The sequence below is a fragment of the Mucilaginibacter sp. P2_A4 genome (assembly GCF_056405015.1).
The window spans coordinates 137,303-159,098 of sequence record NZ_JBFUCX010000012.1 but is presented as its reverse complement, the minus strand read 5'-3'; the positions used below and the strand labels follow the sequence as shown (position 1 = coordinate 159,098).

General features: G+C 40.0%; 19 protein-coding genes. 11 read left to right on the top strand and 8 right to left on the bottom strand.

The genetic code is table 11. The annotated features are described in order from the left end of the window. Positions 1-3 precede the first annotated feature (3 nt). From fcl to AC1DYB_RS21515, 11 genes are all read left to right on the top strand, one after another. Entirely contained in the window at positions 4-942 is a 939-nt protein-coding gene (fcl, locus tag AC1DYB_RS21565) for a GDP-L-fucose synthase (RefSeq protein WP_477437892.1), read from the top strand. 39 nt (positions 943-981) lie between these two features. Beyond that, positions 982-1,707 carry a WecB/TagA/CpsF family glycosyltransferase gene (locus tag AC1DYB_RS21560; protein WP_477437890.1) on the top strand — a complete coding sequence of 242 codons (726 nt, stop codon included), beginning with the start codon at positions 982-984 and terminating at the stop codon, positions 1,705-1,707. A 547-nt stretch (positions 1,708-2,254) separates the two neighbouring features. Continuing rightward, complete coding sequence (gene rfbB, locus AC1DYB_RS21555) at positions 2,255-3,307, top strand: dTDP-glucose 4,6-dehydratase (protein WP_477437888.1); 1,053 nt, start codon at positions 2,255-2,257, stop codon at positions 3,305-3,307. 25 nt (positions 3,308-3,332) lie between these two features. Then, positions 3,333-3,887 (top strand): dTDP-4-dehydrorhamnose 3,5-epimerase, encoded by a 555-nt coding sequence (gene rfbC, locus AC1DYB_RS21550; RefSeq protein ID WP_477437886.1) that lies wholly within the window; start codon positions 3,333-3,335, stop codon positions 3,885-3,887. Positions 3,888-3,947: 60 nt separating this feature from the next. Continuing rightward, on the top strand, positions 3,948-4,811 hold the full coding sequence (rfbD, locus tag AC1DYB_RS21545) for a dTDP-4-dehydrorhamnose reductase (RefSeq protein WP_477437884.1): 864 nt from the start codon (positions 3,948-3,950) through the stop codon (positions 4,809-4,811). Between the two features lie 16 nt (positions 4,812-4,827). After that, positions 4,828-5,688, top strand: coding sequence for a glucose-1-phosphate thymidylyltransferase RfbA (gene rfbA / locus AC1DYB_RS21540; RefSeq protein ID WP_477437882.1), 861 nt, complete (start codon positions 4,828-4,830; stop codon positions 5,686-5,688). A 118-nt stretch (positions 5,689-5,806) separates the two neighbouring features. Beyond that, positions 5,807-7,207, top strand: coding sequence for a UDP-glucose 6-dehydrogenase (locus AC1DYB_RS21535; protein WP_477437880.1), 1,401 nt, complete (start codon positions 5,807-5,809; stop codon positions 7,205-7,207). Positions 7,208-7,343: 136 nt separating this feature from the next. Further along, the gene (lhgO, locus tag AC1DYB_RS21530) at positions 7,344-8,564 is read left to right on the top strand and encodes an L-2-hydroxyglutarate oxidase (protein WP_477437878.1); all 1,221 of its coding nucleotides are present in this window, start codon (positions 7,344-7,346) and stop codon (positions 8,562-8,564) included. 132 nt (positions 8,565-8,696) lie between these two features. Beyond that, positions 8,697-10,595 carry a DUF1800 domain-containing protein gene (locus tag AC1DYB_RS21525; RefSeq protein WP_477437876.1) on the top strand — a complete coding sequence of 633 codons (1,899 nt, stop codon included), beginning with the start codon at positions 8,697-8,699 and terminating at the stop codon, positions 10,593-10,595. An 18-nt stretch (positions 10,596-10,613) separates the two neighbouring features. Next, positions 10,614-11,888, top strand: a complete 1,275-nt coding sequence (locus AC1DYB_RS21520; protein ID WP_477437874.1) for a DUF1501 domain-containing protein — start codon at positions 10,614-10,616, stop codon at positions 11,886-11,888. A 192-nt stretch (positions 11,889-12,080) separates the two neighbouring features. Continuing rightward, positions 12,081-13,166, top strand: coding sequence for a mannose-1-phosphate guanylyltransferase (locus tag AC1DYB_RS21515; RefSeq protein ID WP_477437872.1), 1,086 nt, complete (start codon positions 12,081-12,083; stop codon positions 13,164-13,166). Positions 13,167-13,372: 206 nt separating this feature from the next. Here AC1DYB_RS21515 and AC1DYB_RS21510 read toward each other — a convergent pair whose 3' ends face one another. From AC1DYB_RS21510 to AC1DYB_RS21475, 8 genes are all read right to left on the bottom strand, one after another. Continuing rightward, positions 13,373-14,617 (bottom strand): sulfate adenylyltransferase subunit 1, encoded by a 1,245-nt coding sequence (locus tag AC1DYB_RS21510; RefSeq protein ID WP_477437870.1) that lies wholly within the window; start codon positions 14,615-14,617, stop codon positions 13,373-13,375. Between the two features lie 65 nt (positions 14,618-14,682). Further along, positions 14,683-15,588, bottom strand: a complete 906-nt coding sequence (gene cysD / locus AC1DYB_RS21505; protein ID WP_295720959.1) for a sulfate adenylyltransferase subunit CysD — start codon at positions 15,586-15,588, stop codon at positions 14,683-14,685. 145 nt (positions 15,589-15,733) lie between these two features. Continuing rightward, complete coding sequence (gene miaA / locus AC1DYB_RS21500) at positions 15,734-16,648, bottom strand: tRNA (adenosine(37)-N6)-dimethylallyltransferase MiaA (RefSeq protein ID WP_477437867.1); 915 nt, start codon at positions 16,646-16,648, stop codon at positions 15,734-15,736. 224 nt (positions 16,649-16,872) lie between these two features. After that, positions 16,873-17,520: an IS1096 element passenger TnpR family protein gene (locus AC1DYB_RS21495; RefSeq protein WP_295720957.1), complete on the bottom strand. Its 648-nt coding sequence runs from the start codon at positions 17,518-17,520 to the stop codon at positions 16,873-16,875. 45 nt (positions 17,521-17,565) lie between these two features. Further along, positions 17,566-18,978: a CCA tRNA nucleotidyltransferase gene (locus tag AC1DYB_RS21490; RefSeq protein WP_477437865.1), complete on the bottom strand. Its 1,413-nt coding sequence runs from the start codon at positions 18,976-18,978 to the stop codon at positions 17,566-17,568. Positions 18,979-19,133: 155 nt separating this feature from the next. Then, entirely contained in the window at positions 19,134-19,700 is a 567-nt protein-coding gene (locus AC1DYB_RS21485; RefSeq protein WP_477396640.1) for an L-threonylcarbamoyladenylate synthase, read from the bottom strand. After that, positions 19,693-20,820: a glycosyltransferase family 4 protein gene (locus tag AC1DYB_RS21480; RefSeq protein WP_477437863.1), complete on the bottom strand. Its 1,128-nt coding sequence runs from the start codon at positions 20,818-20,820 to the stop codon at positions 19,693-19,695. The genes AC1DYB_RS21485 and AC1DYB_RS21480 overlap by 8 nt, the downstream gene beginning before the upstream one ends. A 93-nt stretch (positions 20,821-20,913) precedes the next feature. Continuing rightward, the gene (locus tag AC1DYB_RS21475) at positions 20,914-21,729 is read right to left on the bottom strand and encodes a 2,3,4,5-tetrahydropyridine-2,6-dicarboxylate N-succinyltransferase (protein WP_477396645.1); all 816 of its coding nucleotides are present in this window, start codon (positions 21,727-21,729) and stop codon (positions 20,914-20,916) included. Positions 21,730-21,796: the final 67 nt, after the last annotated feature.

The window sequence follows — 21,796 nt, the reverse complement described above, 5'->3', positions numbered from 1 at the left end:
GTAATGGAAAAGGAAGCAAGAATTTATATAGCTGGCCACCGTGGTATGGTTGGTTCAGCCATACTCCGTAAACTTGAAAAAGAAGGGTTTAGCAATTTTATTACCCGCACTTCAGATACGCTTGATTTGCGTAACCAGCAACAGGTAGCCGACTTTTTTGAGTTTGAAAAGCCAGATTACGTTTTCTTAGCTGCAGCAAAGGTTGGCGGTATTGTGGCTAATAACACTTATAGGGCTGAGTTTTTATATGATAACCTCCAGATACAAAACAACGTTATTCATAACTCATATTTGAATGGCGTTAAAAAGTTGATGTTCTTAGGCTCAAGTTGTATTTACCCTAAATTAGCGCCACAGCCTTTAAAAGAAGAATACTTGCTAACAGGTTTGCTTGAGTCAACTAATGAGCCTTATGCAATAGCCAAAATTGCCGGTATAAAAATGTGCGATGCATATCGTGCTCAATATGGGTGTAACTTTATATCTGTAATGCCTACTAACCTTTACGGTTATAATGATAATTACCACCCTCAAAATTCACATGTATTGCCCGCGTTGATCCGCCGTTTTCATGAAGCAAAAGAGCAAAGCTTACCTGAAGTAACTATTTGGGGCACAGGTGCTCCCAAACGTGAATTTTTATTCGCAGATGATTTAGCCGAAGCTTGTTATTATTTGATGCAGAATTACGATGAAGAAGGATTAGTTAACATTGGTACCGGTGAAGACATATCAATTAAAGATCTCTCATTATTAATTAAAGATATTATAAATTACCAGGGCGAGATAAATTTTGATACCACAAAGCCGGATGGAACACCCCGTAAATTGATGGATGTTTCTAAACTTCATGCTAAAGGATGGAAACATAAAATAGAATTGAAAGAAGGCATTAATTTAGCCTATCAGGATTTCCTGCAATTAAATGAAACAGTCAAATAATGATTTGTTGAATTAAATAATGCCCTGGATGAACGTTGTATGAATGTTATAAATTGGAGATTTTACAAAATATTTAAAGGTAATCTTAATGAGATTACCTTTAAAGGTAAACTATTAATTAACACTATTAATCAATACTCTTATTGTGTTGCTGAAAATAATCAGGAGTTTAAAAATGCTTTAAGAAGTTCAGATATATTGTTACCTGATGGTATTGCTATAGTTGTAGCTATACGCTTAATGCTCAATAACAAGATAAAAAAAATCGCCGGAGCAGATGTGCATAATTATTTGTTAGATACATGTATTAAGAATAATAAATCTTGTTTTTATTTGGGATCATCTGAAGCTACTTTAGCCGAAATTAAAAAACGATTAAACACAGACTATCCTGGTATGCGTGTGGGGTTCTATTCTCCTCCATATAAGACATCTTTTACAGATTCTGATAATCAACAAATGATTAACGCTGTAAACAATTTTAACCCGGACGTCCTTTTTGTTGGAATGACAGCGCCTAAGCAAGAAATGTGGGCCAATCAATTTAAACCACAACTAAATGCGCACGTAATTTGTACAATCGGAGCTGTTTTTGATTTTTATGCTGAAACAGTGAAAAGACCCAATAAAATATGGATTGACTTGGGTTTGGAGTGGTTTATTCGTTTCTTAAAAGAACCTAAAAGAATGTGGAAACGATACGTGTATTATGGGCCGGTGTTTTTTTTGAAAATGACAAAGCCAGCCATTGTCAAAGAAAATTAATATGTTAGCTGGAAGTATAATTATACGCTAATTGACTTTCTAAACTTTTCTTTAAAGAGAACCATTTCTATTAACAATTTTTGCTTAAAAGTGCTTTACTAACAGTAGTTTATAGCGGGTAATTTACTTTAAATGGTGGTAAAATGGGTTTTTATCTGTTTTTACTATCAAAAATGGAACTTATGCTGAAACAAATGGTAATTAAATAGTAATGAATGATGTTTTCAAATCTGGTATTAAAACTTAACTGGCTAAGGAAAGTGGCTAGGATAGAAGCCCTGATATGTTATGTTTATATGATTTTATACCAGCCGCTATTTTAATTAGATATACAATTATTTCTGTACTTTAAATATTAATGAGGGATTAGAGTGTTCACTTCATTTACCAAAGCTTTAAATGCTAACTTGGGTTTCATGTTGAGTCAAATGTTTCTTAATAATTACCAAAAATATAATATTTTTTTTCAAAATGACTTTTTGTTTTAATGTTTGTAATGATTTGGACATTATATTACTAAATCATTAAGTATCTATATAGGCCCCTTATGAAAACAATCCTTATCACCGGCGGAGCCGGTTTTATTGGCTCACATGTAGTCCGCCGTTTTGTAACCAGTTACCCGGAATATTTAATAGTTAATCTGGACGCACTTACCTATGCTGGAAATCTTGAAAATCTTAGTGATATTGAGACGGCTTCAAATTATATATTTGAAAAGGCAGATATTACAAATAGAGAACAGCTTAACGCCGTTTTTGATAAATATCAAGTAACAGATGTTGTGCATTTGGCAGCTGAATCACATGTAGACAGGTCTATAGTAAGTCCACTTGATTTCGTTTATACCAATGTAATAGGTACAGTGAATCTGCTTGAGGTTGTTAAAGAAAGGTGGAAAGGTAGTTATAATGAGCACCTGTTTTATCATGTATCAACCGATGAGGTTTACGGGGCATTAGGTGCAGAAGGATTATTTACTGAAGAGACTCATTATGATCCACATTCGCCATATAGTGCAAGTAAGGCAGCATCTGATCATTTTGTGCGTGCATATCATGACACTTATGGTATTAAAGTCGTCGTTTCAAACTGCTCAAACAATTACGGTCCATATCACTTTCCCGAAAAATTGATTCCGTTGATGATAAACAATATCATCAATAACAACCCACTACCGGTTTACGGAGATGGAAATTATACCCGCGACTGGCTGTTTGTTAAAGATCATGCGATAGCCATTGATCTTATATTTCATGAAGGCAATGTTGGCGATACCTATAATATTGGCGGCTTTAACGAGTGGAAAAATATCAACCTTGTACATTTGCTTTGTGAACAAATGGATGAAAAGTTGGGTCGCGAACCTGGAACAAGTAAACAACTGATTACCTATGTGAAAGATCGTCCTGGTCATGATAGAAGATATGCGATAGATGCTGGAAAGATCAATAAACAATTGGGCTGGTCGCCGTCTGTAACATTTGAGCAAGGCCTTTCGGAAACTATTGATTGGTTTTTAGCAAATCAAACATGGCTAAATAACATAACAAGTGGTAGTTATGCCACTTATTACCAGCATCAATACGCAAACCAATAACCATAACTAATTTATAAAGCATATCATGACAATTACACCTACCCCAATCCCGGGATGTATAATAGTGACTCCAAGGATTTTTAAAGATGAGAGAGGATACTTTTTTGAATCATTTAACGCGCAAAGTTTTAACGATGCAGTAGGTTACGAAGTTAATTTTGTCCAGGATAATCAATCATACTCCACAAAGGGAGTGCTTAGGGGCCTCCATCTTCAAAAAGGTAAGCATTCTCAATCAAAATTAGTACGAGTGACCCAAGGGGAAGTATTGGATGTAGTTGTTGACCTCAGAAAAGGATCACCAACTTACGGACAGCAATTTTCAGTAATGCTTTCCGAAGATAATCATCAACAGCTTTTTGTCCCCCGGGGCTTTGCACATGGATTTGTAGTTTTAAGCGAATCTGCCATTTTTCAATATAAGTGCGACAACTATTACAACAAAGCTTCAGAAGGCGGATTGCATTATGCAGATCCTGATCTTAATATAGATTGGGGTATGTTGGTAGATGAATTGGTGGTGTCGGAAAAAGATCTTGAGTTGCCATTTTTAAAAGATGCCGGTGATTTAGGTTTTTAATAAATTACTTTAGTACTTTTAACAACTAAATAAAACTAAATAGACAGTATTAATTTAAATATGGGAAATATAGTAGTGTTCGGTGCTTCTGGTCAACTTGGCCAGTGTTTAAAAAAAGTTGCCACTTTAAAAGGCATTACTTCTATTGTTTTCCCGCCAGAATCGGAAGCCAATATATTGGATTCAGACCTGCTGAACGAGATATTTGAACGATATAAGCCAGAGTACGCCATCAATTGTGCAGCATATACAGCTGTTGATAAAGCCGAAGATGATATTGAACTGGCCCGCAAAATAAATAAAACAGGTGCCGAAAACCTGGCTATACAATGTAAGGCACATGGTGCCACAATGGTGCAAATATCAACAGATTTTGTTTTTAAAGGAGATACGCCAAATCCGCTTGTAGAAGATGATATTGCAGAACCTATAAGCATTTACGGCCTTACTAAATTGGAGGGAGAGCAGGGTGTTGTTGCTATTTTATCACAGCACTACATTATTCGTACAAGTTGGCTTTATTCTGAGTTTGCAAACAATTTTGTAAAAACTATGCTTAAACTTGGTGCCGATAGGGATGAGCTAAAGATCATTGTTGATCAGGTTGGGACGCCAACATACGCTATCGACCTGGCAGGTGCAATACTTGATATTATAAATACCGGCGCAGGAAATTTTGGCATCTACCATTACAGTAATGAAGGCGTAACTTCTTGGTATGATTTTGCAAAAGGAATATTTGATATATCAGGTATTCAGGTAAAAACTTATCCAATACGCACCAGTGAGTATCCTACAAGAGCAACCAGGCCAGCTTTTTCTGTAATGGATAAAACTAAGATCAAAAAAACATTCGGTTTAGAAATACCTTATTGGCGCGATAGTCTGATTAGCTGTCTTCGGGCATTAGAATCGGCTCAATAATAATAAATAATAATTTATGAAAGGAATTATACTGGCAGGCGGCTCTGGAACCCGTCTCTACCCCATAACTAAAGCCATCAGCAAACAATTGATGCCTATTTATGATAAACCAATGATCTATTACCCCTTATCAATATTGATGTTGGCAGGGATAAGCGAAATATTGATCATAACTACTGCAGAGGACCAAGCTGGTTTTATACGCTTGCTGGGCGATGGCAATGAATTAGGCTGTCGCTTTGAATTTGCAGTTCAGGAAGTACCAAACGGTCTTGCACAGGCTTTTGTGATTGGGGCCGATTTTATTGGCAATGATAAGGTGGCCTTAGTGCTTGGTGACAACATATTTTATGGGTCAGGTTTTAGTACACTAATACAAAGTTTTAACGATGTAAATGGTGCGGCCATTTTTGCTTACCCGGTTGCCGATCCTGAACGCTATGGCGTTGTTGAGTTTGATAAAAATTTAAAGGCTATTTCTATCGAAGAGAAGCCTTTTAAACCAAAATCAAATTTTGCCGTTCCGGGGCTTTATTTTTATGATAATCAGGTTGTTGAAATTGCTAAAAATATCCCTTTATCGCCAAGGGGCGAATTTGAAATTACTGATGTTAATAGAGTGTATCTCGAAAAGCAACAATTACAAGTAGGGGTAATGGATAGGGGAACTGCTTGGCTGGATACCGGTACTTTTGATTCCCTTAGCGATGCAACAGAATTTGTGCGTGTTATTGAAAAACGGCAGGCTACCAAAATTGGATGTATTGAAGAAGTTGCTTACCGAATGGGGTTTATAAATTATGATGCACTACAGGCTTTAGCGATAAAATACATTAAAAGTGGATACGGAAAATATATTCAAGGCATTCAACCTTAAAAACATCCTCTTTAAATGGAATTAAAATGCTCAGATATAAATAAGTTAAATCTATAACTTATCTTAAAGAAGAAACGCCAAATTATTAATTCAACAAAGCTATAGTATTAAATAATATATGACCAAAATCACTAAAATTTGCTGTATTGGAGCTGGTTATGTTGGGGGACCAACCATGGCGGTAATAGCAAAAAAATGCCCACACATCAAAGTAACAGTAGTCGATCTTAATGAACAACGGATAGCTGCATGGAATGACCCGAATGTTGAAAATATTCCCGTTTATGAACCAGGCCTGAGCTATGTTGTTGCAGAATCAAGAGGTCGCAATTTGTTTTTTTCTACAGATGTGGAGGCTGCTATTAATGAAGCCCAAATGATATTTATATCTGTAAATACGCCAACCAAAACCTATGGTGCAGGTAAAGGTCAGGCGGCAGATTTAAAATGGATTGAGCTTTGTGCCCGGCAAATTGCCAGAGTAGCAAAGGATAATAAGATAATAGTTGAAAAATCAACTCTGCCGGTAAGAACAGCCAGCGCAATAAAAGATATTCTTACCCATACAGGGAATGGCTCGCAGTTTCAAATATTATCCAATCCGGAGTTTTTGGCAGAAGGAACAGCTGTTGAGGATTTGGAGGCTCCTGATCGCGTTTTAATAGGTGGGGATAGCACGCCGGAGGGGCAAATTGCTGTTCAGTCCCTGGTGGAGATTTATGCAAACTGGATTCCAAGAGAGCGTATTTTAACTACTAATGTTTGGTCATCTGAGTTATCAAAATTGACGGCAAATGCATTCCTGGCTCAACGGGTATCTTCAATTAATTCGTTAACTGAGCTTTGTGAAAAAACAGAGGCGGATATTAACGAAGTTGCCCGGGCTATTGGTACCGATAGCAGGATAGGGCCTAAGTTTTTAAAGGCTTCTGTAGGTTTTGGCGGTTCATGCTTTCAAAAAGATATTTTAAACTTAGTTTACATTGCAAGAAGTTACGGTTTGCCGGAAGTGGCAGATTACTGGGAACAGGTAATCATTATGAATGATCATCAGAAAAAGCGTTTTGCAAATCAGATGATCAGGGAACTGTACAATACCGTTAATGGGAAAAAAATAAGCTTTTTGGGTTGGGCCTTTAAGAAGGATACCAATGATACAAGGGAATCGGCAGCAATTTACGTAGCTGACCATTTGTTACTTGAGCAAGCCAATATTATGGTTTATGATCCCAAAGTTTTAGAAGGGCAGATCTATTTCGACCTTGATTACCTTGGAACAAGGACATCTGAAGAAAATAAAAAAGGGCTTAAGGTAATAAATGATCCTTACGAAGCCTGTAAAGGCGCCCATGCTGTTGCTGTACTTACGGAGTGGGATGAGTTTAAAGATTATGACTGGCAAAAAATATATGATAGCATGTTAAAGCCTGCTAAAATATTTGACGGGCGAAACTTACTTGATGCCAACAAACTAAGAGCTATAGGTTTCATTGTACAATCCATAGGTACTAAAGCTTGATTGCAGATATAAGGTCAATTAATCAATAGGCAATAAATAAAACTGCAATTTGTGTTAAACAAGTTGCAGTTTTCTGTTTAAAAGGTGCAATTTTGAATGCATATTGCCATTAGGGTTTACTATTCATTGAATTAATATGGAAAATGTATATGACCTCATTATAGTAGGAGGCGGCATCGTAGGAATGGCTACAGCCTACAAGATCAATACGCGTAACCCCGAAAAAAGGATACTTGTACTTGAAAAGGAAAGTGAAGTTGCCGCGCATCAAACCGGGCATAACTCGGGCGTAATCCATTCAGGCATCTATTACAAGCCAAACTCCTATAAAGCTAAACTTTGTGTTGATGGCCGCCGGGAGCTGGTAGCATTTGCACAGGAAAATAAGGTGCCTCATGATATCTGCGGAAAAATTATCGTAGCCACCAAACAATCTGAGCTGGCCCACATGAACAAAGTTTTCAATAATGGCCTTGCTAATGGTGTGGAGGGTATAGAGAAGATTGATAGTAAAAAGATAAAGGAAATAGAACCTTATTGTGAAGGCATTGAAGGGATCTGGGTACCTTGTACAGGTATTATCAGCTTTGCCGCCGTTACCCGTAAATACCGCGAATTGTTTGAGGCTAAATTTCCACAAAGTAAAGTTTTAACCAATTGTGCGGCAAAAGCATTTGAACACCATGCAGATTATACAACAGTTGTTACCAATAGAGGTAACTTTCACGCAAAGTATTTAATTACTGCTGGCGGGCTTCAGGCCGATAGGCTGGCATCAAGTGCAGGTGCACCAAGTGAAGCTCATATTGTTGGTTTCCGGGGCGATTATTTTGATTTGACGGAACAAGGGAAAAGCAAGGTGAAAAACCTTATTTACCCGGTGCCCAATCCAGAGTTTCCTTTCCTGGGTGTGCATTTTACCCGTATGATTGATGGTACGGTAGAATGCGGCCCAAATGCAGTTTTTGTGTTTAAAAGGGAAGGCTATGAAAAAACAGACTTTTCTCTCGGCGATACCATTGAAGCTTTTAAATTTAAAGGTACGTGGAAGCTTTTTGCCAAACATTGGCGATTTGGTTTGGATGAATACAGACGGGCATTTTCAAAAAAACGTTTTTTAACGGGTTTACAGCAGCTAATTCCAAGTCTTACGATGGATGATTTGCAGCCTGGCCGTGCAGGCGTAAGGGCGATGGCCATATCTGCCGAAGGCGAAACGCTGGATGATTTTAAGATAGAGGCTAAAGATAACATGTTGCATGTTTTAAATGCACCATCGCCTGCGGCAACCGCATCATTGGCTATTGGTAATGCTATTGCCGATATGGCAGCCGGGCGATTCTCTTCTTTTAATTAGCATCCCCAATACAATAATTTAAGGCAATCAAATATGTACATTATAGTTTGATTGCCTTTTTTGTTTTATAGGGTTGGGATAACTAAACCATATCTAATTATTTAAGTCATAAAATTGTCACCGACGATAGCTATGAAATCAGTCAAAAGCATCTTTCCATCAGCATGTATGTTAATTGGCGGCCTGCTGCTGTTTTCTTCATTTTATAACGGTCATAAAGCAAGTGAAATCTATACATTCCCATACCGGCAGGCAGGTTTAACAAAAATGCAGGCTGCTGCTCATTTAATAAGTCGGTTTACCTACGGGGCCACACCCGGTGAAGTTGACGCTGTGGCCAACGAGGGATTGGAAAAATGGTTCATGGAACAACTGGATGCTAAGTTAACAGATGATTCCCTCAACAGGTTACTGGATCGTTTTGATGCCCTTAAACTTAGTAATGCCCAAATTGCCAACATATATCCAAGGCCGGGGCAGGTTGCTCAACAGGCGATAAAAAGTGGTATTATCAATAAAGATTCTGTACAAACCAATAAAACAGCTTACCGCCAAATGCTCCAGAACTATATGGCGCAAAACGGGATGAAGCCTCAACAGGAATTATTCAGGCAGTTTATCAATCAAAAAATATTAAGAGCTGCATACAGTAATAATCAGTTGCAGGAAGTGATGACAAGCTTTTGGTTTAATCACTTTAATGTATCAATCACCAAAAATCAATGTGCCGAATTTATTCCTGATTATGAGCGTGATGTGATCAGGCCCAATGCCTTAGGTAAATTTAATGATATACTACTGGCCACAGCAAAATCTCCGGCAATGTTGTACTACCTCGATAATTTTAGCAGCTCATCTGCAAGTGCGCCTAAGCAGCAATTAATGGCAGATATAGCACCGGATAGCAGCAAACAGGGGATGATGATAACTAAACTCAAAAAAGCAAGGCAGCAACGGGGCCTTAATGAAAACTATGCCCGCGAAGTGATGGAACTGCACACATTGGGCGTTGATGGTGGGTATACACAGCAAGACGTTACACAGGCTGCAAAAGTGCTTACAGGCTGGTCCGTTTATCCTGTTGGTAATTATGGTAAGGGAAGCAACATCGTGTTAAAGACAATAGAGCGGAGGGTGCCTAACGGCAGCTTTGTGCATGATGGCGACTTTTTATTTATCCTTAACCGTCATGATAGTAGTGAGAAAACTGTACTGGGTAAACATTTTGGCCCTAACGGTGGGTATGATGAAGGAGTGCAGTTATTAAATATGCTGGCGCATAATCAATCAACGGCAAAATTTATATCGCGCAAACTGGCCGTACGTTTTGTAAGTGATGCCCCACCACAAACTTTGATTGATAAAATGGCCAAAATATTTTTAAGCAGTGATGGCGACATAAAAAAGGTGCTCATCACTATGGTAGCAGCTCCCGAGTTTTGGTCGGTATCGGCTTTGCGCGAAAAAACAAAATCACCGTTTGAATTAACTATCAACACGGTAAGAAGCTTGAATGCCCAGATAAGCCAGCCATACCAGTTATACAACTGGATAACCCGGATGGGCGAAAAAGTATACTATTACCAGGCGCCGACAGGTTTCCCGGATAAGGGTCAGTATTGGATTAACACAGGTGCTTTGTTGAGCAGGATGAATTTTGGCCTTGCATTTGCCTCTGGGCGTATACCAGGTATAAAGTTTGATCTGTTAAAACTGAACAAAAATCATGAGCCCGAAAGCGCCCAGGCAGCATTGGTTACCTATAGCAAGATACTAATGCCTGAGCGTCCGTTGGATAAAACAATAAAACAACTCACGCCCATGCTGAACGATCCACAGTTGATGGTGAAAGTAGATAAGGCCAGCAATAGTTTTTCATCTCCGGCAAAAGAACTTTATGTACCTGGAGATTCAATTAGCTCCAATACCAGGGAAGAGAATCAGTTAATGACAGCGGCTGATGAAAATAGATCAATCCTGGCACAGGTGGTAGGGATAATAATTGGTTCACCGGAGTATCAAAGGCGTTAATTTGATTAATTAAAGAGGATGTTATCAAGAAGAGGGTTTTTAAAAGCAGGTGGACTCACATTATTTGGTGTTGGTCTCATGGGTGGTATTCCTGCATTTATTGCTGAAGCTGCCGCGCAGGATAAAATAATAGCGCCATACAAAAAAGGTAAAACGTTGATTTGCATTTTTCAGCGTGGCGCTATGGATGGGTTGATGGCTGTTACCCCTTTTACAGATCAACATCTAAAAGCAGCCCGACCGAATTTATTTATGGATGCCGCTAAAGGTGGTAATGATAATCCCTTGATTGATTTAGACGGTAAATTTGGCTTACACCCATCCATGAAAGCCTTTGAACCTATGTTTCGCGAAAAGAGGTTAGGCATTGTACATGGTATTGGCTCACCAAACAACACCCGGTCGCATTTTGATGCCCAGGACTATATGGAAAGTGGAACGCCATTTAATAAAGGCACATCAAGCGGCTGGCTTAACCGCGCTGTTGGGTTATTGGGGCATGATGCCTTAACGCCCTTTACAGCAGTAAGTTTAACATCGGCCTTGCCGCGTTCTTTCTATGGCGATAACCCAGCCGTGGCTATCAGTAACCTACAGGATTTTGCGCTGCAAATGCGTGGTAACCCTATGGGGGCCAACTTCGCCGTCAAGAGCTTCGAGGAGCTGTACGATCAAACTACGCCCGGCTTATTAAAGGATACTGGTAAAGAAAGTTTCGATGCGCTAAAAATGCTGCAAAAGGCTGACGTTAAAAATTATACACCTGCAAATGGCGCCGTTTATCCAAACTCGGCCTTGGGGAGCTCATTAAAACAAATTGCTCAGCTTATTAAAATGAATGTAGGTTTGGAGGTTGCCTTTGCCGAATCTAACGGATGGGATACACACTTCAACCAGGGTACAGGTAATGGTATTTTCGCCCGTAATGTTGCTGATCTGAGTAATAGCATGATGGCTTTTTGGACAGACATAGGCACTGCTTACCAGGATGAGGTAACAATGATGACCATGACTGAGTTTGGCCGTACCGTTCACCAAAACGGTACCGGTGGTACAGATCATGGCCGCGCTTCATGTAATTTTATTTTAGGCAATAATGTTAATGGTGGAAAGGTACATGGAAACGTGCAGCCATTGGCTGTTGAGAACCTGGAAGATGGCCGCGACCTTGCTGTTACAACCGATTTTAGGAATGTATTTAGCGAAGTGGCTGATAAACATTTAAAAATCAATAACGATAAAATTTTATTCCCTGATTTTAAAGGTAAATCGATAGGAGTGCTTAGAGCGTAAAAGTGTGTTTTTTTGAAAAGAAACGATCCCGAATACTATAATAGTAATCTGGATTTTTTTTGCGCTAATAATTATTTAATAGATTCTTAATGAAACCTTAATTTAATTAAGATTGTTACTGTATTTTAGATGATATCAAATCATTATTGCATTTTTATTTTGTTATATTCAGCATAATCCTTAAAATTACATATGAACAAAAACAACTATGCCATCATTATGGCAGGCGGAATAGGCAGCCGTTTTTGGCCGATAAGTCGTACTTCACACCCCAAACAGTTTATAGATATCCTGGGAACCGGTAAAACTTTAATACAAAACACCTACGAACGCTTCCTGAAAGTGTGCCCCAAAGAAAATATTTACATTGTAACCAATGAAAACTATACCAAACTGGTAAAAACCCAGCTTCCGGATATGGAAGACCAGCAGATCCTCACTGAGCCGGTAATGCGTAACACAGCTCCTTGTGTAGCGTATGGCTGTTTCAAGATAGAAAGCATGAATCCTGACGCGGCTATCGTGGTGGCCCCCTCGGATCAGCAGATCCTGGATGAGGATGCCTTTGTAAGCGCCATTGAAAAATCACTACGAACAGCAACCGAGCATAATTGCCTGGTAACCCTGGGCATCAAGCCCACCAGGCCGGATACCGGTTATGGATATATTCAGTATACCGAAAATACCATTAGCGAAGATTTTCATAAGGTTAAAACCTTTACCGAGAAACCTACGCTGGAGATAGCCAAAACCTTTATCCAAAGCGGCGACTTTTTGTGGAACGCGGGCATCTTTGTATGGTCGGCAAAAGCCATCGTAAAAGCATTTGATACGTATTTACCCGAGATGCACGAGATATTTACCTCTGCCAAACCTTACTATAATACGGATAAAGAAAAAACGCATATAGACAAAGCTTACCAGCATTGCACCAATATTTCGATAGATTACGGGGTGATGGAGAAAGCCGGCAACGTATATGTACTGCCATCGGAATTTGGCTGGAGCGATCTGGGCACTTGGGCATCTATTTATGACCTGGCCGAAAAGGATTACGTGGGCAATGCCGTTATCCCCTCAGATAAGGTGATCATGTATGATTCATCCAACTGTATGGTCAATGTTCCCGGCGAAAAGCTGGTGATCCTTCGAGGCCTGCATGATTTTATCGTGGTGGAATCAAACAACACCCTGCTTATTTGCCCAAGAGACCAGGAGCAAAGCGTTAAACAGGTTGTAGCCGATGTGAAGAGTAAGTTTGGAACAAAGTATATTTAATAATTGGTGAATGGTTGATTAGGTGAGTGGTTTATTGAGTTGATCAACCCACTTGCTTTAACTAAAGCAAATAGCTTTACACGAAAGTTAGGCCCGCTACCATTAAACGAGGCTTGTATTTATACAAAAAAAACCGGTTCTTTTCGAATCGGTCTTTTTTAGTACTTATGCAAATCAAAAAGCTGCCCCTTTAGGGGGCTGGGGTACTACATTAATATGGTTCCCGCGGCAACAGTTTCATTAGTCGCTTCATCAACCAATATCAACGATCCTGTGATGCGGTTTTTGCGATACTCATCAAAAACAAGAGGCTGAGTGGTACGCAGGCGTACACGGGCCATTTCGTTCATTTTGATATCGCCGGCATTTTCCAGCTTTTCCATTGTGTTAATATCTAATTTGTAATATACCTCTTTTATAATGGCCATTACTTCGCGCGTGGTGTTTTTAAGGTGATATTTAGCACCGGGGCGTGGGCCACGGGTGCCCATCCAGCATAGCATAACCTCAATATCCTGACTTACATGTGGCTCACTATCGTGCTTTATGATCATATCGCCACGGCTTACATCAATATCATCCTCAAGGGTGATAGATACCGACATAGGCGCAAAGGCTTCTTCAACAGGGCCTGAAAACGTATCAATAGATTTAATAGCCGACGTTAACTCCGAAGGCAGAACAGTTATTTTGTCGCCGGGTTTAAAAATGCCACCGGCTATGCGGCCGGCATATCCCCTGTAATCATGATACTCATCTGCATGCGGGCGAATCACGGTTTGCACCGGGAAACGTGCATCGGAATGGTTTTCATCGCTGCCAATGTGAATGGTTTCCAGCGTGTGCAACAAGCTTTCGCCTTTGTACCAAGGCATATTTACAGAATCATTTACCACATTATCACCATCAAGCGCGCTGATAGGTACAAAACGAATATCTGTAACATCTATTTTGGCAGCAAAAGCTTCGTATTGTTCAACTACCTTGTTGTATGCATCTTCCGAGTAATCAACCAGGTCCATTTTATTGATGCAGACGATGATATGAGGAATTTTTAATAACGAAGCAATAAAGGAGTGCCTGCAGGTTTGTTCAACCACGCCTTTGCGGGCATCTATCAGCACCAACGCTAAATTGGCGGTTGATGCACCGGTAACCATATTACGGGTGTATTGAATGTGCCCCGGAGTATCGGCTATGATAAATTTACGTTTTGGCGTAGCAAAGTAACGGTAGGCTACATCAATAGTAATGCCTTGTTCCCTTTCAGATCGCAGACCATCGGTGAGCAATGAAAGATCGATATGCTGTAATCCTTTTCTTTCGCTCGATTGCTTTACGGCTTCCATCTGGTCCTCAAAAATGGATTTGGAGTCGTAAAGTAATCGCCCTATGAGTGTGCTTTTTCCGTCATCTACGCTGCCGGCTGTTGTAAAACGTAATAGTTCCATAATTCAATGTGTGGTTCCTGTAGGTATCCCACGTTATATTTAAGCTAAAAAGCTAATTGACTAATTTAAAAATAACCCTGTTTTTTTCTGTCTTCCATAGAGGTATCTGAGCGCTTATCATCGCTGCGGTTACCACGCTCGGTACTGCGGGTGGCTGATACTTCGGCTACAATTTTTTCCAGGGTATCCGCGTCAGATTCAATACCGCCGGTAATGGTGATATCACCCAACGTACGGAAACGCATTAGTTTATTCTCCACAGATTCGCCCTCACGCAGTGACAAAAATTCAGAAGCGGGCAGCCAGGTGCCATCGCGGTAAACAGCGTTACGGTTATGTGCGAAGTATAAGGAAGGGATATCAATATTCTCCTGCAATATGTAGTTCCAGATATCCATTTCGGTCCAGTTACTTATCGGAAACACCCTGAAATGCTCGCCCATACGTTTGCGGCCGTTAAAGATGTTCCACAATTCGGGACGCTGATTTTTAGGATCCCACTGACCAAACTCATCACGGTGCGAAAAGAAACGTTCTTTTGAACGGGCTTTTTCCTCATCGCGGCGGGCACCACCAATGGCAGCATCAATTTTATGATGTTCGATGGTATCTAATAAGGATACTATCTGCAACTCATTTCTGCTTGCATTAATACCACTTTCTTCAACCGCACGGCCTTTATTGATAGCTTCCTGTACCGAGCCGACGATTAGCTGCACTCCAAGTTTTTCAACCAGCTTATCCCGAAACTCCATGGTCTCCGGGAAATTATGCCCGGTATCTATGTGGATAAGGGGCATAGGTATTTTGGCCGGCCAAAAGGCTTTTTGGGCCAGGTGGGTAACTACGATAGAGTCTTTACCGCCCGAGAACAGTATAGCAGGACGATCAAACTGGGCAACCACTTCCCTTATTACGTAAATGGCTTCTGATTCTAATTCCTGCAGATGAGTAAGATAATATTTGTGCATGCTAATTTAAAACTCCGCTAAATCCACCTAAATAGTAGTGTTTAGCAATCAAACTGCAATATTAGCAATTTTATGCTAATGTTGAGGTGATTAAATGGATTTTAAGTTTAATACATTGATGGAAACTGAATATTGATTCTCAGTATCATGCATTAATTTGAGTTATCATTTGAGCAATAACATCCGGGTCGCCGGCATCAAACCAAATAAATGACGTATCTTTTCTAAACCAGGTAAGCTGTCTTTTGGCAAAACGCCGGGTGTTTTGCTGAATCATTTCAATAGCTTTTTGAAGGGTAAGCTTGCCATCAAAATAATCAAAGATCTCAGAATACCCTACGGTGTTTAAGGCGTTTAAATGACGATAAGGCATCAAGGCAGTTACTTCTGCCAATAAACCCTGCTGCATCATGATGTTTACACGATCATTAATGCGTTGGTAAAGTATTTCGCGCGGGAGATTTAAGGCCAGTTTTATAATATTGAACGGGCGCCTATTAACTGTGGATTGCCTGTAAAAGGATATGGGTTTGCCCGAAGTTTCAAAAACTTCCAATGCCCTGATAATACGTTGTGGATTACTTAAGTCAACCTCGGCGTAATAAACGGGATCAACAGCTTTTAATTTTTCCTGCAAGTGGGTTAGCCCTTTTTCTTCCAGTTCCTGGTTTAGTTTTTCCCTTGTGTTTGGATCGGCAGTTGGCAGATCGTCAAAGCCCTCGCAAATTGCTTTGATATAAAGCCCCGAGCCACCTGCCAAAATAACATGGTCATGTATTTTAAAAAGTTCGTCAAGCAAAGCAAGGCCCTGTTTTTCAAAGTCGCCAACCGAGAATGGCTCATTTATGGAATGTGAATCAATAAAATAATGCTTAACCTGGGCAAGTTCTGCTGCATTGGGTTTTGCGGTACCAATACTCATCTCCCTAAAAAACTGTCTCGAATCGGCAGATACCACAACAGTATTATAATGTTTCGCCAGTTCAATAGCGGCAGCTGTTTTCCCTACAGCTGTGGGGCCAGCAACTACTATGAGGTTTTTAGGAGTGGGTTGAGGCATGGGGATATTATTCAGTGAAATAAAAAATCATTTTTTACAATGACATGTTTGTATAAAAAATTGTCATCCTGAACGTAGTGAAGGATCTATTCGCAGACTTTACAGGGCGAATAACCGATCCTTCACTACGTTCAGGATGACAAAGCTTTAACGCGTCGTTGCGCTTTCAGTGTTCACTGGATTTTTAACTCGCAATGACAGGTATAAATATCTTAATTAACTTATTAATAATCATCGCCACCGCGGTGTGGTTTATCGTCATCCTCGAAGCCTTCATCATCAGAGAATTCATTGCCGAATTCATCATCTTCTTCCTCTTCGGCCTTTTCTTCGGGTAGGTCTGTTTCAACATCTGTAACTTCGGAGAAGTCTTCTGCATCTTCGGGATTAAATGCCATCTCGTTTAAAAAGTCGAAATCTTCATCAGGCGCAGCTGTAGCCGTAGGAGTGAATACATTGCCAAACTGTTTTGGTGCTTCACCAACAGATTTAATTACAGCCGGGTATGTGGTACCCGGTGTATCATTAAGAATGATCTTCATCAATTCTACGTGAAAATCAAACGGACGATCAAAATTGAAAGTGTAATAAAATTTCTGGTGCGGATCGTCAATAAAGCTTAATAGTTTTACATTGCTCATCAGCGATATGCCACGATCTTTTCTTTTTTGATTAGGCAGATAGGTTATTTCTTCACCTTTGGTCCATTGATCATTGCTGATATAAAACGATGAAGAAAATTCGGGATTATAACCGGTTGACTGGTGTATTGCGCGGTGTAAATCTTCGAAAGTTTGATTCGATTTCACATCAATCTCTCTCATCACGTCATCATAATCTTCGAAAGTAACCCTGAACCTGTATAGTGCCATTGTTTTAGTAAATTTTTAAAATGGGGACAAAAATAGTGTTTTAATTTAATTTGAACTTGCCACAACTTTTAAGCCAATTTCTAAGCCTTTGGCAATTGTGTAATTAATGGCAGCCTCACGTTCGTTAGGAATCTCGCCTTCTAAAATGGCCTCGCGGATCTGATTTTTGATAATTCCTACTTCACGGCCTTCTTTTATACCAAAAAGCTGCATAATATCTACCCCGGTAACCGGTGGCTGCCAGTTTCTTATGCTATCGCGCTCCTCAACATCTTTTAATTTTTGTTGAACAAGCTCAAAATTGTTACGATATTTTTTTACCTTATATTCATTTTTTGTGGTGATGTCTGCTTTACACAACAACATTAGTCCTTCAATGTCATCACCGGCTTCAAAAAGTAATCTGCGTACAGCTGAGTCTGTTACGATGGATTGTGATAATACAATAGGACGTAAATGCAGCTGAACAAGTTTTTGCACCTGTTTCATTTTTTCGTTTAGCGGCAGTTTTAACTGCGCAAATATTTTAGGCACCATGCGCGCTCCCCGATCTTCATGCCCATGGAATGTCCATCCGTGACCGGGCTCAAAACGTTTGGTTGCGGGTTTGGCAATGTCATGCAAAATGGCAGCCCAGCGTAACCAAAGGTCGGTAGTGGTGGTGCAAATGTTATCCAGTACCTGCAGTGTATGGTAAAAATTATCTTTATGGCCTTTGCCGTCAATATAATCAACTCCGTAAAGAGCGGTCATCTGCGGAAAAATTTTATGCAGCAAGCCTGTATCAAACAAATAGTTAAAACCGATTGATGGCACAGGCGAGAGGATGATCTTATTCAACTCGTCGGTTACACGTTCCTGCGATATGATACTGATCCTATCAACGTTGTTTTTAATAGCCGCCACAGCAATGTCATCAATCCTGAAATTAAGCTGTGAAGCAAACCTGATAGCCCGCATCATGCGCAGGGGATCGTCAGAGAAAGTCTCAGCAGGATTAAGGGGCGTCCTGATCAGTTTATGTTCCAGGTCGGCTAAGCCGTTGAAGGGATCAAGAAGCTCGCCAAATGTTTCTGAATTGAGAGAGAGGGCCAGCGCATTTATAGTAAAATCACGGCGTTTTTGGTCGTCTTCCAAAGTTCCGTTCTCTACAATTGGCTTGCGGGAATCCCGGCGGTATGATTCTTTACGCGCACCAACAAATTCAATTTCCAGGTCCTGGTATTTGAGTGATGCGGTACCAAAGTTTTTATAAATGGCAACCTTTACTTTGAGTTTGGCGCCCACTGCCTCGGCAAATTCAATACCATTGCCAATAATTACAATGTCAATATCTTTTGAAGGGCGGTTTAAAAAAATATCGCGTACAAAGCCACCAATGGCATACACCTGTACATGATGTTGTGCAGCAAGTTTGGATATAACAGAAAATACAGAATGCTGCAGATGTTGTTTCATAGAAACTCTAAATTCTAAGTTCTAAATTCTAAATTTTAGGCTTTGAAGCAAAGTGCAAAGGTAAGGTTAAATTCCAAACTCCAATTTCTAAATCCTAAATCTATAATCTGAACTCCCGAAACAAGACTTTCTGCCGTTATTTTCAAACTTTAAGTCTACCTTCTGATAAACTCAAAACGACCATCTGGAGCAAGCTTCATAATGGTTGACGGGTTTTTGATTTCCTTACTATGCTGATCTATATCAACTACGTAATCAACACCATCTATAATCTCCTGGTCAATTTGCGAAAAGTATTGTGGCGAGGGTTTGCCGCTGATATTGGCCGATGTGGACACCAAGGGTTTGCGCAAGCGCTGTATAAGCTGCTGGCAAAATTGGTGGCTTGTAACCCGTATAGCTATACTGCCATCAGCAGCTATTATTGAAGGTGAAACATTTTTAGCACCCGGCATTACCAGGGTTAAAGGGTTTTCGGCATATTCAATTAAGTCATAAGCCAAAGGGTTTACTTCCTGCACATAGCTTTCCAGTTTGTTTTCGGTATCAATCAGGATCACCATGCTTTTAGCCTCGTCGCGCTGTTTAAGGCGAAATATCTTTTTTATAGCTTCGGCATTGGTGGCATCGCAGCCTATTCCCCATATGGTATCTGTAGGGTACAATATAATACCGCCTTCCTGTAGTACTTTAAAAGCGTTTGCAACTTCATCTCTAAGCATGGTTCAATGTGTTTTGGTATAGCTGCTGCAATTGCAGGGCCAGTTTATCATCATAAAAATTAGCAGCGTATTCAAGTCCTTTGGTTATCATAGCTTGCTTTAATTTATCATCAGCAAAAATAAGATTAACATATTCTGCCAGTGCCGTTGTATCATCCGGATTGATGTAAATACTACCTGGTCCCCCTGCTTCTTCAAGGCATGAGCCTGTTGCTGCTATAACAGGCGTTCCTGAATTTAGGGCCTCCAATATAGGAATACCAAAGCCTTCATATCGGGAAGGATAAATAAATATCGACGCCAATTGATAAATAGCCGGCAGTTCATCAAAGGTAACATCTTTTAAAAAGATAACCCTGTTGGTTAAATTGTTGGCAGCTAAATACGCGTTAACCTGCTCCGTGTATTTTGTTGTTTTACCAATTACCACTAAAGGGATATCGTTTTGAATATTTTTTAACGCTTTTACAATTAATAGTAAGTTCTTTCTTTCCTCTATAGTACCCACGCTAAGCAGGAATTTAGCCGGGAGGTTATATTTTGATTGTACAGCGGTTTTTTGTTCTGGTGTTTGTGTAATACCAAAAGCCAGATCACATCCCTGGTAAATTACTTCAATTTTATCTGCCTCGATATTTAATAACTCCATCAAATCGCTTTTTGTTTTTTCACTTATAGCGATGATCTTGTTGGCAACCTTGCAGGCGTGTTTTATTTTGGCCAGGTAAATTTGGCAATTAAACCATCCAAACTGTTTTGGAAAACGGATGAAGATGAGATCGTGAATTGTAACAACAGAGGGGATACCACTTTGCCCGATACCAGAAGGTAGTTCATGGCTAAGGCCATGATATAATTCAATGCCATCGCGCTTCAAATCGTTCACAACGCCTTTGCTACGCCATAAGGAGGTGAAGAATTTACTCTTAGGGGTTATTGTGTAAACGTTGCTATGATCGCCCAAAAAGCTAAGCCGGCTGTTTGGTTTGTTTTTGGGTGTATATAAAAAATAGGAGTTCTCGGGATGAAAGCAAGCCATAGTCTTAACGAGCCAACGACTGTAGTTGCCCAAGCCCGTATTATTAAAAAAAGCCCGCTTGGCATCGTATCCTATTTTCATATGTTAAGATATAAGATATGGGATGGGAGATATAAGATTGATTAACTATAAAGATATAGTCTCAAATCTCGTATCTCCCATCTCAAATCTAACTTAAACCGCTACGTTATTTTCACGCAGCGCATCGTTCAGCGATGTTTTTTTATCGGTTGACTCCTTGCGGGTACCAATAATCAAAGCACATGGAACCTGGTATTCGCCGGCGGCAAATTTTTTGGTATATGATCCCGGTATAACTACAGAGCGTGCCGGTACGCGGCCTTTATACTCAATTGGTGTTGAGTGGGTAACATCAATAATTTTTGTTGATGCGGTTAAAACCACATTTGCGCCTAAAACGGCTTCGTGTTCAACATGCACACCTTCTACAACAATAGCCCTTGAACCAATGAAGCAATTATCTTCAATAATAACAGGGGCAGCCTGCAATGGCTCAAGTACACCGCCGATGCCAACACCGCCACTTAAATGCACATGTTTGCCAATTTGCGCGCATGAACCCACAGTAGCCCAGGTATCAACCATAGTGCCTTCATCAACATAAGCGCCTATGTTTACATATGATGGCATCATGATAACACCTTTAGCAAGGTAAGCGCCATAACGTGCAATACCGTGAGGCACTACGCGAACGCCGTTTGCTTTATAGTCGGTTTTTAATTTCATTTTATCATGAAAAACAAAAGGGCCAACCTTTATTTCTTCCATACTGCGGGTAGGGAAATATAGTATTACAGCTTTTTTTATCCACTCGTTTACATGCCAGCGTGTTCCAATCGGTTCGGCTACACGGATTTGGCCTTTGTCTAAACGTTCAATAACCGCTTCAATGGCATTGGTATAGTCATTATAATTTAGCAGATTCCTGTCTTCCCAGGCGTCTTCAATAAGTTTTTTAAGATCTTGCATTGGCGAAATTAACTTTTGGCAAATTAAAGGAATTTTAGGGAGAATTGATTGAATTTAGGTGAATGTG